We start from the raw sequence: 13351 nt of genomic DNA, 5'->3' as shown, positions 1-13351 counted from the left end.
CGCGTCGCTTCCAAGCCGACTGCAAGATCATGACCTTAACGTCCGTCGGCATGGAGAGACGAGTGGCGCTCGGCGTCCTGCTGACGGCGGTGCTGAGCGGATGCGGCATCTTGGAGGAAGGCCAGGTGAGCGGTTCGGTGCGCGAGGAACGGTCCGTGCGGGGCGGGGAGCCCGGGGAGGTCGAACCCGGCGTGCTGAAGGGGCGGGTGGTCGACGCGCAGGGCAGGCCCATCGAGGGGGCCGAGATCGTCGCCGACAATCAGGTGCTCTACGACAGCAACGAGGTCGTGCGGACCGACGGCGACGGCCTCTACCGCGTCGCCACCAACATCGGGGTGACCTTCCACGCCACAGGGACGGTGACCAGGCGATACAACGGCCAGGAGTACACCCTGAGCCTGGCGCCCGACGACGACGCGCCGTTCGCCGGGCCGAGCGGCGCGATCAGGAACTTCACCTGGAAACTCTCGGGGAAGAAGCCCGACGGTCTCGGCTTCTACGGGGGCAAGGTGCTGTTCCGCCTCGACCTGAACGACCAGCTCAACGCGGGCGCCTTCCTGGATGACGAGAAGGTGCGGCTCACCCTCACCCCGGACGGCCCGCTGATCGACGGCTCCAAGGGAACCCGGATCGTGCGACGGGCGACCCGGAACGGGGACGGCTCGGGCCTGGAGGACGTGCCCATCGGCCGCTACCGGATCACGGCGGACTACGAGGGCCGCTCTCTCGGGGTGAAGCTCCGCGACGGCGGCGACTACGCGGAGGAGGTCGTCGCCGATTTCACCCCTGTCATGACCGGCGTCTACTGGATCGAGTTGGAGCTCGGGCTCCCACAGGGGTGATGCGGACGGGCCGGCGGCGGTCTTAATTGGACGCGGTGTATATAACAAGTTCTATTTCGCTCTTGCGCGAGGCGCGGGTGGGATGGGCAGAATCGTCACACTCGGCTGCGCATGGTGACCGTTCCCCGAACGGGTGCGGCGCCGCGGAGCATCGGCCACGAGAGCCATGAGAACTACTGGGGAGGACCCGCACCGTGCCCTCCGGTCGTCACCGCGCCGCCTTCGCCGTCGAGCGGCGGCGCAGGCAGGCCAGGTGGAAGGGCGTGGTCGCGGTCCTGGCGGCGGCGGCGATCGTCGCGGCGGGGGCCGTCCTCTTCGTCACGCGCTCGACAGGAACGTGTTCCGCCCGCGATCCCGTTCTCGTGAGCGTCGCGGCGGCCGTGGACGTCGCGCCGCCGGTCATGGACGCGGCCGAGCGGTTCAACGCCTCCGGCGCGGGGGTGGAGGGCCGGTGCGTCCAGGTCCAGGTGGCCGAGCAGCCTCCGGCGCCGGTGCTCCGCACGTTGATCGGGGACCGGGCCGGCGTCCTGCCCGACCGCCCGGACGGATGGATCGCCGACTCCTCCGTGTGGGTGCGGCTCGCCCGCAAGCAGGGCGGGCAGGACATCGCCGCCGACGAGACCGTCGTCGCGACGTCCCCGCTCGTCTTCGCCACGCGCCGCTCGCTCGCCGAGCGGTTCGCCGCCGGAGGGACGGCCATGAGCTGGGACATGGTCTTCCCCGCCACCGTGCGGGGGCGCCTCCAGCCCACCGAGCGCGAGCCCGACATCGTGCGCATCCCCGATCCCTCGGTGTCGGGGGCGGGGATCGCGACCGTCGCGGCGGCCCGCGACATCGTCGGCACGGGTGAGAAGGCCGACCGCGACCTCACGGCGTTCGTGCGGATGGCGCAGGCGGGGTCGGCCCCCGACTACCGCAGCATGCTCGGCGCGGTCGACGCCCCGGGCTTCTGGTCGCGTCCCGTGGTGATCGTCCCCGAGCAGTCGGTGTGGGCGCACAACCGGGAGAGCGGCGCCGAGCCCGTGGCCGCCCTCCAGCCCAAGGAGGGCACGATCAACCTCGACTACCCGTACGTCGTGACGGCCGCGGACCCCGACCGGGCGGCGGCCTCGCGGCTGTTCGCGGCGTGGCTGCGGTCGGCGGCCACGCAGGAGGCCGTACGGAAGGCCGGGTTCCGCGGGGCCGACGGGCAGCCGCCGTTCGACAGCGGTGTGGGCATCTCGACCGAGCTGCCGCGCCCGCGGCCGTCGATCACGGCCGAGGTGATCGACGAGGCGCTGGAGGCGTGGAGCAGGCTGGCCCCGCCGAGCCGGATCCTCGTGCTGGCCGACGTGTCGAAGGAGAACGCCGAACCGGTGAAAGCGGGCGGCAAGACCCGGCTCGACGTCGCGGTCGAGGCGGCCAAGCTCGGCCTGCAGCTGTTCCCGAACGAGACCCACATGGGCCTGTGGGAGTTCGCCCGCGATCTGAAGGACGGCGCGGACCACCGCGAGCTGATCGGCCTCGGCCCGATCACCAGGCCCGACGACGGTCAGGAGGAGATCCGCAGGACCGCCCTGTTCCGGGTGGCCGACGGCATCAAGGCGTTCGGCGACCGGAGCAGCTCGCTGTACGACGCGATCGACGCGGGCTTCCGGTCGGTGTCGAAGGGCTACGACCCGCTGATGAGCAACGCCCTGCTGGTGCTGACGGCGGGTGTGGACGACGGGAAGGGCGTGTCGCGGCGCGAGCTCGTAGACAAGCTGCGCGAGGAGTGGGACCCCGACAAGCCAGTGCAGATCATCGTGGTCGCGTTCGGCAAGGCCGCCGACCGGCCGGCGCTCGACGAGATCGTCTCGGCCACCAACGGGCAGCTCTACGTGGCGCAGGAACCGGGCCAGATCATCGACGTGTTCCTGTCGGCCCTGGCCCGGCGGCTGTGCCACCCCACATGCACCCAGAAGTGACGTGCACGCAGAAGTGACGGTCACCTCGTGACATAGAAGTCCGCCGGGTCGCGCGGCGGCCGGTCCTTCGGCGGCGCGGCGGGGTGGCCGATGGCCACGGCGCCCATGGGATCCCAGTTCTGCGGCAGATCGAGCACCTTGCGCACCACGTCGCGGCAGAACATCGTGGACGACACCCACGCCGAGCCCAGCCCCTGCACGGCGAGCTGGACCAGGAAGTTCTGCACGCCGGCGCCGGTGGCCACCACGAACATCTCCCGCTCGGCGGCGTTCCTGCGCTCGTCCCTGTAGGTGTGCGAGCCGTCCATCACCAGGCAGGGAACCGCCAGGTAGGGCGCGTTCCGCAGCACGTCGCCGCGCCGGATCCGCCGGGCGATCGACTCCTCGGAGAAGCCGTCGGAGCGCAGGTCCTCGATCCAGGCGTCCCGCATCGCGTCGAGCAGTTCCGTACGCGCCCGCGGGGTCTCCAGCAGCACGAACCGCCATGGCGTGGTGTGGTGCGGGGCGGGGGCGGCGACGGCGGCGGCCACGGCCCGCCGTACGGCCGCCGGGTCCACCTCGGCGGCGGAGAACTCGCGGATCGTGCGGCGGGCGAAGACGACGTCGGCCGAGCCGTACCGGAACATGTCCTCGTCGGCGGGGCGGACGAGGACCCGCCCGCCCGGGCCGTCCTCGTCGGTCACCAGGTCGCCCAGCCCGCGGACGACGGCCACCGGCACGCCGGACAGCTTGCCCTTCGCCAGGTCGCCCGCCGCCGCGATCTCGTCGGCCAGCGCCGTGACGGTGGCGTTGAGCGGGTTGCCGTAGCCGTCGGTGCCGCCGCGCAGGTCCTCAAGCGGCCGCACGCCGGCCGCGCCGACGGCGACGTCGGTCAGGCCGTGCCGCCAGGGCCGGCCGAAGGTGTCGGAGACGATCACTCCGACCCGCACGCCGAGCCGCTCGCGCAGCCCCCGGCGGATCCGGCCCGCCGAGGCGTCCGGGTCCTCCGGCAGCAGCAGCACGGTGCCGGGGGAGGTGTTGGAGGCGTCGACGCCGGCCGCGGCCATCACGAAGCCGTGCCGCGTCTGCGCGATGACCGTGTCGCCGCGCCGCGCGACCACGCGCTCGGTCTCCTCCTCGATCGCGGCCGTACGGCTGCTGTCCTGTGTTGTACCGCTGCCGCTCTGCCGGACGCGGCCTTCGGCCTTGCTCACGATCTTGGAGGTCACGACCAGGATGTCGCCGTCCTCCAGGCCGGGCGCGGCCTGCGCCACGAGCAGGGCGATGTCGTCGCCGGGCCGCACCTCGGGCAGGCCGGGCACGCCGGTGACTGTGATCTGGGGCATGTGTTCCTCTGACATCCGTTCCGGCATCGGTTCAGGACCTGAGGGATCCGGCCAGGGCGAGGGCCGCGGCGGCGATGTCCCTCGTGGCCTCGGGGTCGCTCATCAGGAGCGGGCGGGCCTCCACCACCACGCCGTCGAGCGCCACGCCCTTGTCCTCCTCGGCCACGAGCCAGCCGTCGAGCAGCGCGGAGCCGTACAGCTCCAGGACGGCCTGGGCGCTCGTCTCCACGCCGATCGCCGTCAGGCAGGCGTCGGCCATGCCGCGCACCGGCGCGCCGCCGATGATGGGGGAGACGCCGACGACCGTCTTGTCCTCCAGGGCCGCCCGGATGCCCGGGATCTGGAGGATCGTGCCGATGCTGACGACCGGGTTCGACGGCGGGAGGATGACGACGTCCGCCGCCGCGATGGCGTCGAGCACGCCGGGCGCGGGACGGGCCTCGTCCGCGCCGACGAGCACGATCTGCTCGGCCGGCACGGAGGCGCGCAGCCGCACCCACCACTCCTGGAAGTGGATGGCCCTCCTGCCGGCCTCGTCGGAGACGACCACGTGGGTCTCGGTGCGGTCGTCCGACATCGGCAGCAGCCGCACCCCGGGCCGCCACCGGTCGCACAGGGCCTCGGTCACCTGCGAGAGCGGATAACCGGCCGCCAGCATCTGGCTGCGGATGATGTGGGTGGCGAAGTCCCGGTCGCCGAGGCCGAACCACTGCGGTTCCATGCCGTACGCGGCGAGCTCCTCCTTGACCGTGAACGTTTCACCGGCCCGTCCCCAGCCCTGTTCCTCGTTGATGCCGCCGCCCAGCGTGTACATGACCGTGTCGAGGTCAGGGCACACGCGCAGGCCGAACAGGGTGATGTCGTCGCCGGTGTTGCCGATCACGGTGATCTCGGAGTCGGGGGCCGCCGCCTTGAGACCTCGGAGGAACCGGGCGCCGCCGATTCCTCCGGCGAGGGACACGATGCGCATGCCGCCAGTCTTCCACCGGCCGCCCGCGGGATCGCCGACACCCACCCCAGGAAGCGGGATGAACAGCCATATGTAGGGTGTGTTCGACTTGTGAGGTTCTTGGGTCTGCCGACGCTTAAGTCAGTCATGTGCAAAACTTCCCCGAGTGCCGTTTGGACCGATGGGGGTAGTCGTGCTCAAGGTCGATACCGGCCGGCTCCGCGAGCCGGCCGCGTGGACGATGCTCGCGGTGGTGATCACCACCGTCCTCGTGACCATCGCGCGCATGCTGATCGGCTCCTCGCTGAGCAGCACGTTCGGCATCCGCGCGGCGGCGAGCCTGGCCCCCCTCGTGTCCCCGGTCTCGACCGCGCTCGCCGCCGGCGCCGTACTGCTCGTCGCCAAGGCCGGCGCGCCCACCCCCCGGGCTCGCCTCGTGGCGCTCGGCGCGGCCGGGTCGCTCGGTCTCGGCATCGTCTTCGCCGTGATCGCTGTGCTGGGCGTGCTCGTGGGCGACCTGGCCACGTTCCGCGACCGGTTCGAATACCTGATCACCGGACTGCCGATGATCGCGCTCGCCGTCTTCGGCGCGCTGTTTTCGCTGAGCACGGCATCGGCGCTCCAGCCCGCCAGGGAACCGGTGGGCGACTACTTCGGCAGGCGCGAGGACGCCTACCCGCCCCAGTCGTACGCTCCGGCGCTGCCGCAGGCCCCCCAGGGACCACATGGGCAGCAGGTCCCGCAGGGGTACGGCGAGGCCCAGGGCGTGGGCGCACCGGCCCACACCCCCAACCCCGGTGCGGTGCCCGGTCAGCAGGGTCCCGGTCAGCAGGGCCCCGGTCAGCAGGGCCCCGGCCAGCAGCAGTTCGGCCACCCCGCCCCCGGAGACCCCCAGAACAATCCGCTGCCCGGGCAGAACGGCCCCCAGGGCGCCCCGCACGCCGCTCCGCTCGCCGCCGCCCCCAGCGGCCAGCACGCGGTTCCGGGCCAGGGCCAGCACAGCGGCCCCCAGAACATGCCGCAGAACATGCCCCAGAACGTCCCGCACTCCGGCCAGTACGACGCCCCCCACCAGGGCCAGCCCCAGAGTCAGCCGCAGGGCCAGCCGCAGGGGCCCGCGTACGGGCAGAGCGCGCCGGCGCCGGCCCACCCCCAGCTGCCGCCCGCCGAGCACCGGTACGCCGAGCACCAGCAGTACGCCGACCAGTACGCCCAGGACCAATACGCCCAGGACCAATACGGCCAGGACCAGTACACGCAGGACCAGTACCCCCAGGACCAGTACGGCCAGGAGCAGCGGGGCCAGGGCGCCTTCGGCCAGGAGCGGCCCCAGGACGTCTACGGCCAGGAATACGAGCCGCAGCCCTCCTACAGCCCCGCTCCGACCGCCCCGCAGCCCCCGCCGTTCGGGCAGCCCGGCGCCCCGGCTCCCGCCCAGGGCCCGGGTCACGGACAGGCGCAGCAGCCCCGGCCGTCGCTGCACGACGTCCAGACCGGCGCGCACTACGCCGACTACGGCGCGCAGGGCTACCAGCAGGAGCGGCCCGCCACCGGCGGGTACGGCGCGCAGCCCGAGGCGGCGGCGCCGCAGCGGTCCGACTACTCCCCGCCGCCGCAGGGCCCGGTGTTCGACCAGTACGGCTACGCGGGCCAGCAGACGGACTCCGGCGGCTACGGGCAGTTCCCGAGTGCTCCCCCCGCCGCGCCCGGCGGCCCCGGCGCCCAGGACCCCCGCGGTTACGGCCAGCCCTCCTACGACCAGTCCTCTTACGAGCAGCCTTCTTACGACCAGCCTTCTTACGACCCCACGGCGGGCCGCGCCCCCGAGGCCAGGCCGTACGAGCAGGACCAGTCGTACGGACAGGGGGCGCCGTTCTCCGGATACTCGGGCCAGGCGTTCGCCCGCCAGGCCCCCGAGCACGCGGCCGGTGGCCCGGCCTTCGACGCTCCCCCCGCGTACGAGGGCCCGGCCGACCCGAGGGAGCAGCAGCTCGCGCAGGCCTACCAGCAGGCGCAGAGCTACCGGAAGGGCGCCCTGCCGGACCACCCCACCGGCCCGCAGGACCTGCCGGAGTACTACGACAACCCGCTCGGCCACCCCCAGTCCGAGCCCGCGCCGTTCCAGCCCCCGGCTCCCGCCGTCGCCGACCAGATGACGGTCCGCTTCGACCCCTCCACCTACACGGGAGACCCGCTCAGCGACCCGCTGCGCAGGGAGGAGCCGCTCGATCCGACGGCCATCTACACGCCGGACCGGTCGCAGGCAAAGTATGAGGAAGGTTCCGCCCCTGATCAGACAGGCCGCAGAACCGACCCCAACCTCCCTTGGTATGGTTCCGAACGCTGATAGGACCGTAGATCGGGGCGTACGAACCGGGGCGAGCAGGTCTTTCCCCGGGTATCGTTATGCCGCTTGACGCCACACGCGCCACGCGCGTGTAATTACAGACATGTTGTTACGCCTTCCCAAGGGTGGGTATAGGGCAGGCGTTTTTATGGGGGGCTCCATGTGGGCGGGCGAGCGACAGGGAGGTGTGCAATGACCGATCTGGTCATGGCACAGGCGCTCGATGGTGAAGATCTTGGGTGGCAGGAGCGCGCTTTGTGTGCGCAGACCGACCCTGAAGCGTTCTTTCCTGAAAAGGGCGGCTCCACCAGGGAAGCCAAGAAGGTGTGCCGTTCCTGCGAGGTGCGCGCGGAGTGCCTTGAATACGCGCTTCAGCATGATGAGCGTTTCGGCATCTGGGGCGGCCTGTCCGAGCGGGAAAGGCGCAAGATCAAGCGCCAGGCCGTCTAGGCGGTGACGTCGGCGGGGCCGTGCGCTCGGCGTGCGGCCCCGCACTCATGTCTGGCTCGTGTCCGGGTTGCTACTGACATCCTGTTTCGCCTGGATGTGATCGGGTGAGTCCGGGTTGCCGTATCGTGGTCGGCGCTCAGCCGTACGACCCCCCTAGGACTCGACGTGCACTCGGTGACCGCGATCGTCGTCGCTCACGACGGCGCCCGCTGGCTCAAGGAGACGCTGGCGGCGGTGCTGCGCCAGACCCGGCCTCTCGACCGTGTCGTCGGCGTCGACAACGGCAGCCGTGACGGCAGCGGGAAGCTGCTGGCCGAGGCGTTCGGCGCGGGCAACGTGCTGTCCCTGCCCCGGTCCACCGGGTTCGGCGAGGCCGTCCACGAGGTGCTGCGGCGGCTGCCGCCCGCGCCCGGCCAGGAATGGGTCTGGCTGCTCCACGACGACTGCGCGCCCGACGCGAACGCGCTGCGGGCCCTGCTGTGGGCCGCCGAGCAGGACCCCAAGGCCGCCATACTCGGCCCCAAGCTGCGCGACTGGCTCGACCGGCGGGTGCTGCTGGAGATGGGCGTGACCGTCAGCAGGTCGGGGCGGCGCGACACCGGCCTGGAGCCGAGGGAGTACGACCAGGGCCAGCACGACGGGATCGCCGACGTCCTGTCGGTCTCCACGGCGGGCATGCTCATCCGCAGGGACGTCTGGGACGAGCTGTCCGGCCTCGACACCGCGCTGCCGCTGTTCCGCGACGACCTCGACCTGTGCTGGCGGGCCCGTACGGCCGGGCACCGCGTGCTCAACGTGAGCGACGCGGTGGCCTGGCACGCCGAGGCGTCGGCGCGGCGGCGCCGCAGGATCGCCACCAGTGAGGAGCACCCGCGCAGGCTCGACCGGCGCAACGGCCTGTTCGTCCTGATGGCGAACCTGCCGTTCGGCGCGCTCGTGCGGTCGGTGCTGCGCAACGTCCTCGGGTCCGCGCTGCGGGCCCTGCTGTTCCTGCTGGCCAAGCAGCCGGCCAACGCGCTCGACGAACTGGCCGCGCTCGCCTCGGTCATCGGCCACCCGATGCGCCTGCGGCGGGCCCGCAAGGCCAGGAAGAAGGGCAGGAAGCAGGGCTGGCCCGCGATCCGGCGCAAGCTCACCCCGCCGGGCGCCGCGCTGCGGCGGCTGGCCGACATGGTGCAGGGCTTCCTCGCCGGAGCCGGTCCGGTGGACTCGGCGGGCCGTCACCACGCGGGCGCGGACCGCGCCCAGGAGGACGACGGCGACGAACTGCTGACCGACTCGGGCGGCGTCCAGCGGGTGTTCAGCAGCCCCGGCGTGGTGCTCTGCCTGATCCTGGCGGCGATCACACTGGCCGCCGAACGGGCGCTGCTGCCCGGGCTCCTGTCCGATGGAGGACTCCTGGGAGGCGGCGCGCTGGTGCCGGTCACCGGGGGCGCGTCCGACCTGTGGCGGCTCTACGTCGAGGACCACCACGCCGCCGGGCTCGGCTCGCAGACCTGGGCCCCGCCGTACGTCGCCGTGCTGGCCGGGCTGTCGGCGGTCGCGTTGGGCAAGACGTGGCTGGCCGTGGCCGTGGTGCTGCTCGGCTGCGTGCCGCTGGCCGGGATCTCGGCGTACGCGGCGACCAAGCGGATGATCTCGTACACGCCCGCGCGGGTCTGGCTGGCCGCCACCTACGCCCTGCTGCCGGTCACGACCGGCGCGGTGGCGGGCGGGCGGCTCGGCACCGCGATCGTGATCGTGCTGCTGCCCGTCTACGCGGCGCTCGCCACGCGGGTGATCGCCGGATCGCGGCGGGCGGCCTGGGGCTTCGGCCTGCTGCTGACCGTGGGCACGGCCTTCGTCCCGCTCGTGTACGTGCTGGTGGCGATCCTCGGTGGGCTCGCCGCGGTGTCGTTCGGCGGCATCCGCAGGGGCGTCAGGCGGTCGCTCGTGATCGGCCTCGGCACCCCGGTCGTCCTGCTGTTCCCGTGGCTGGTGCAGATCGCCAGGGAGCCGGGACGGATCCTGCTCGAGTCCGGCCTGCACGAGTCCGCCCTGCACGACGGGCGCCTCACCGACGTCCGCCTCGGCGCCGACTCCCTGCTCATGCTGAGCCCCGGCGGGCCGGGGGTGCCGCCCGTGTGGGCGACGGCGGGCCTGATCGCGGTCGCGCTGGCCGCGCTGCTGTTGCGGCGTCACCAGATGGTCGTCGCGATCGGCTGGGGTGTCATGCTCTTCGGGCTGCTGGTGGCGATCGTGGTCAGCCGGATCGGCGGCGCGGCCTGGCCGGGGGTGCCGCTCGCGTTCGCGGCGACGGGCCTGCTGGTGGCCGCGGGGCACCAGGCGCACCGGATCGCCGAGTTCCGCGCCGCGGGCGGGCTGCGCCGCCTGGGCGCGATGCTGATCGTCGTGGTCGCCTTCGCGACCCCGCTCGCCGCCGCCACGCTGTGGGTGACCAGAGGCGCGGACGGTCCGCTGCGCGGCGACCTGAGCGACCCGGTGCCGGTGCTCGCCGCGCTCCAGTCGGCGCCCGGCGAGGGCACGCTCCTGCTGCGTCCCAGGGACGGCAGGGTCGGCTACGCGCTGATGCGCGGACGGGGCCCGCTGATCGGCGAGTCCGACCTGGAATCGCCCCGGGAGGCGAGCGACCGCTTCACGACAGCGGTCGCCGGGCTCGCCTCGGGCCGGGGCAGCACGTACGTCCAGACGCTCGCGTCGTCCGGGGTCCGCTTCGTGACCGTGCCTGGCCCCGTCGACCCCGCCCTGCAACGCGCGCTCGACTCGCAGCCCGCCCTGGCCAGGGTGAGCCTCTCGGAGACGGGCGGTCTGTGGCGCGTGGCCGGTCAGGTGACGGTGCCCCCGCCGCCGGCGACCGCGGGCGCGCTGCATCGGGGCTGGCTGTGGGCCCAGGGCGCGCTGCTCGTGCTCGTGCTGATCCTGGCCTCGCCCGGGGCCCGTACGAAGGAGCCGGAGGGCGACTACGCCGACGCGCCCGTCGAGGAAGGGCCGCGGGGCCGCCGCCGAGCGAAGGAAGATCGGGTGCCCGCGTGAGGAGACTGATCGAGAACCGCTTCGGCCTGCTCGCCCTGGTGCTGGTCGCGCTGGGCGCGTTGTACGGCGTGGCCTTCGTCAGCCGGCCCGCGCCGGCCGCGCAGGTGCGCCCGCAGGCCGTCAAGGCGCCGGTGGAGTCGGTGACCGCCGTGTGCCCCGCGCCGTCCGGCAGCCGGGTGAGCGTGGTCACTCCCACCGAACAGCAGCAGAACCAGGGGCAGGGAAGCGCCACCCTGTCGGCGATCAAGGCTCCGGAGGAGAAGGGCGGCGGCAAGGACGACGTGATCGACCGGCCGGGCCTGCTCTGGCAGCGCGAGATCGCCGCCGGGGGCGGCCCTCTGGTGGTCGACGCCACCGGTTCGATGGCCGCCGGGCTGGAGAGCGCCCAGACCGCCAGGGAGACGTCGGGCACCCAGCGGGGGCTCGCCGGGGTGCGTTGCGTCGAGCCGGGCGCCGAGAGCTGGTTCGTCGGGCCCGGGCCCGCCGCGGCGGAGATGACGCTCTACCTCGCCAACCCCGACTCGGCCCCGGCCAACGTCTCGTTCATGGTCTACTCCGGCGAAGGCCCCGTGCTGAGCGAGCGTGGCAACGGCGTCGTCGTCAAGCCCGGCCAGCACCGCGTGATCAGGCTGCGCGACCTCGCGCCCTCCCCGCTGATCATGGCCCTGCAGGTGAGCACCCGCAGCGGCCGGGTGGCCGCCGCGGTGAAGGCCGTGCTGGGCGAGGGGAGGGGCGTCGACTGGCTGCCCGTCGCCGCCGCCCCCGCCACCCGGGTCGTCGTCCCCGGCATCCCCGGCACCGCCGGGCAGCGGGAGCTGTACGTCGCCACGCCGGGGGAGCGGGACACGGTCGTGCGGATCAGGGCGGTGCTGGAGGACGGCTCCTACGCGCTGAAGAACAAGGAGACGATCGAGGTGCCGGCCGGTTCGGCGGCCTCGCTCGACCTGTCCACCGGGATCGGCGGGCAGCCGGCCGCGCTGGTGCTGGAGTCCGACGTCCCGATCGTGGCGGGCCTGAAGATCACCGGAACGGGGGCCAGGCAGGACGTCGCCTTCACGGCCGGGGCCGCCTCCGTCGACCTCGGCAGCGTCGTCGCGGACGGCCGGGCGGAAGGCAAGCAGACCTCCTGGCTGGTGCTGTCGGCGCCCTTCGCGGCGGCCGCCGTGGAGGTCCGGCTGCTGCCTTCGAAGGGTGAGGCGCCGGCCCCGGTCGAGGTGAAGCTGCCCGCCGGCCGCACCAAGGAGATCAGGCTCGCGCCGCCGAAGGGAAGCAAGGGCGGCTTCAGCGTCGTCGTCCGCCCGATGCCGGGCTCGGGCCCCGTGTACGGCGGGCGCGTCCTCGACGAGGCGGCCAAGGACGGCCAGATGGTCACCGCGCAGCCACTGGCCTTGGCCAGGACCTGGGCACTGGTGCCCCCGACCGTCGACTCCCCGGGCGCCGTGCTGCCCTAGGGAGTGTCAGTGCCGGTCGTCGTAGCCGGGGTCGATCGTCTCCGGCGTGAGGCCGAGCAGGCTGGCCACCTGCTCGACGACCACGTCCAGGACCAGCGTGCCGAGCTGGTCGCGGTCACGGGCCCTGGCCTCGAGCGGGCGGCGGTACAGCACGACGGAGGCGGGGTCGTCCCCCGAGGCCGACTCCGCCCGTCCCAGCGGGATCGGGTCGGAGGACAGCCGGGCGGGCCCGTCCACCAGCTCCGCGGCCGGCGGCACCTCCTCGACCGCGAACTCGACCGACGCGAGCTGGGTGCCCCACCGAGGCTTGAGCCGGTCGACCGCGTCGAGCACCAGGTCGTCGAACCGCTCGCCGCGGGACTTGGCGATGGGCACGTGCGAGGGCGCGAGGGGGCCGCGCATGCCGCGGCCGTGCCGGTCACGCCGGCGCACCCGCCGCCCTCGATCCGGCCTGTCACCGCTCCGATCGCTCACGCAGCCAGCTTAGAGCGCTCCCCGCCGGTGCGGTGGATCCGGCGGGGCGTGTCCGCTTTGCCCACCAACGTCATGTCGACTTCAGAGATCGCTGAATTGTGGCGACACGTTCAATAAGAGCGGCGGGGTGGTGGCAATGTGAACGCGGACCGGATACGGTCCCTCCGTGAGCCCCGTCCGCAGCTGTTCCCGTACCGCCTGCAGGCAGCCTGCCGTCTTCACACTCACGTATGTCTACGCCGACTCGACCGCCGTACTCGGCCCCCTGGCGACGTACGTCGAGCCACACTGTTACGACCTGTGCGCGGAGCACGCGGAACGGCTCACCGCGCCCAGGGGGTGGGAGGTCGTGCGCCTCCCGTCCGAGTCCGTCGCCCCGAGCGGGGACGACCTGGAGGCCCTGGCGAACGCGGTCCGCGAGGCCGGGCGCCCCGCTCCCGCCGCCGGCGAGCCCGTCGGCCAGGCGGTCGAGGTGGGCCGCCGGGGCCATCTGCGGGTGCTCAAGTCCGCCCAGCCCAACAGGGAGCGATGACA

Annotated in this window: 10 protein-coding genes; 7 read left to right on the top strand and 3 right to left on the bottom strand. The window is 73.1% G+C overall.

What is annotated here, in order from left to right; all coding sequences use genetic code 11:
• The first annotated feature begins 50 nt into the window (after positions 1 to 50).
• Entirely contained in the window at positions 51 to 842 is a 792-nt protein-coding gene (locus ABZ857_RS00815; protein ID WP_357035303.1) for a carboxypeptidase-like regulatory domain-containing protein, read from the top strand.
• 194 nt (positions 843 to 1036) lie between these two features.
• Positions 1037 to 2788 (top strand): substrate-binding domain-containing protein, encoded by a 1752-nt coding sequence (locus tag ABZ857_RS00810; protein ID WP_357035300.1) that lies wholly within the window; start codon positions 1037 to 1039, stop codon positions 2786 to 2788.
• 20 nt (positions 2789 to 2808) lie between these two features.
• Here ABZ857_RS00810 and ABZ857_RS00805 read toward each other — a convergent pair whose 3' ends face one another.
• Both ABZ857_RS00805 and cofD read right to left on the bottom strand, forming a co-directional pair.
• Positions 2809 to 4113 carry a coenzyme F420-0:L-glutamate ligase gene (locus ABZ857_RS00805; protein ID WP_357035297.1) on the bottom strand — a complete coding sequence of 435 codons (1305 nt, stop codon included), beginning with the start codon at positions 4111 to 4113 and terminating at the stop codon, positions 2809 to 2811.
• Positions 4114 to 4144: 31 nt separating this feature from the next.
• Entirely contained in the window at positions 4145 to 5083 is a 939-nt protein-coding gene (cofD, locus tag ABZ857_RS00800) for a 2-phospho-L-lactate transferase (RefSeq protein WP_357035294.1), read from the bottom strand.
• Between the two features lie 172 nt (positions 5084 to 5255).
• Here cofD and ABZ857_RS00795 point away from each other — a divergent pair, with 172 nt between their 5' ends.
• From ABZ857_RS00795 to ABZ857_RS00780, 4 genes are all read left to right on the top strand, one after another.
• Positions 5256 to 7409: a hypothetical protein gene (locus tag ABZ857_RS00795; protein ID WP_357035291.1), complete on the top strand. Its 2154-nt coding sequence runs from the start codon at positions 5256 to 5258 to the stop codon at positions 7407 to 7409.
• Between the two features lie 192 nt (positions 7410 to 7601).
• Positions 7602 to 7859, top strand: a complete 258-nt coding sequence (locus ABZ857_RS00790) for a WhiB family transcriptional regulator (protein ID WP_079313297.1) — start codon at positions 7602 to 7604, stop codon at positions 7857 to 7859.
• 165 nt (positions 7860 to 8024) lie between these two features.
• Positions 8025 to 10892, top strand: a complete 2868-nt coding sequence (locus ABZ857_RS00785; RefSeq protein ID WP_357035288.1) for a glycosyltransferase family 2 protein — start codon at positions 8025 to 8027, stop codon at positions 10890 to 10892.
• A complete protein-coding gene (locus ABZ857_RS00780) occupies positions 10889 to 12343 on the top strand; it encodes a DUF5719 family protein (protein ID WP_357035285.1) in 1455 nt (484 codons plus the stop codon). Before ABZ857_RS00785 ends, ABZ857_RS00780 begins: the two co-directional genes overlap by 4 nt.
• Before the next feature lie 6 nt (positions 12344 to 12349).
• Here the strand turns inward: ABZ857_RS00780 and ABZ857_RS00775 are convergent, their stop codons facing one another.
• On the bottom strand, positions 12350 to 12817 hold the full coding sequence (locus ABZ857_RS00775; RefSeq protein ID WP_357035281.1) for a metallopeptidase family protein: 468 nt from the start codon (positions 12815 to 12817) through the stop codon (positions 12350 to 12352).
• Positions 12818 to 12983: 166 nt separating this feature from the next.
• Here ABZ857_RS00775 and ABZ857_RS00770 point away from each other — a divergent pair, with 166 nt between their 5' ends.
• Positions 12984 to 13349, top strand: coding sequence for a DUF3499 domain-containing protein (locus tag ABZ857_RS00770; protein ID WP_357035278.1), 366 nt, complete (start codon positions 12984 to 12986; stop codon positions 13347 to 13349).
• The last annotated feature ends 2 nt before the right edge of the window (positions 13350 to 13351 follow it).

Source organism: Microbispora sp. NPDC046933 (assembly GCF_040644635.1).
Lineage (GTDB): Bacteria > Actinomycetota > Actinomycetes > Streptosporangiales > Streptosporangiaceae > Microbispora.
Note: the sequence above shows the minus strand (reverse complement) of the source record. Positions and strands in the feature narration are given on the sequence as shown.

Excerpts from the sequence above, each read along its gene's own strand:
- ABZ857_RS00815 (WP_357035303.1), top strand. The coding sequence starts at position 51 with ATGGAGAGACGAGTGGCGCTCGGCGTCCTGCTGACGGCGGTGCTGAGC.
- ABZ857_RS00805 (WP_357035297.1), bottom strand. The coding sequence starts at position 4,113 with ATGCCCCAGATCACAGTCACCGGCGTGCCCGGCCTGCCCGAGGTGCGG.
- cofD (WP_357035294.1), bottom strand. The coding sequence starts at position 5,083 with ATGCGCATCGTGTCCCTCGCCGGAGGAATCGGCGGCGCCCGGTTCCTC.
- ABZ857_RS00790 (WP_079313297.1), top strand. The coding sequence starts at position 7,602 with ATGACCGATCTGGTCATGGCACAGGCGCTCGATGGTGAAGATCTTGGG.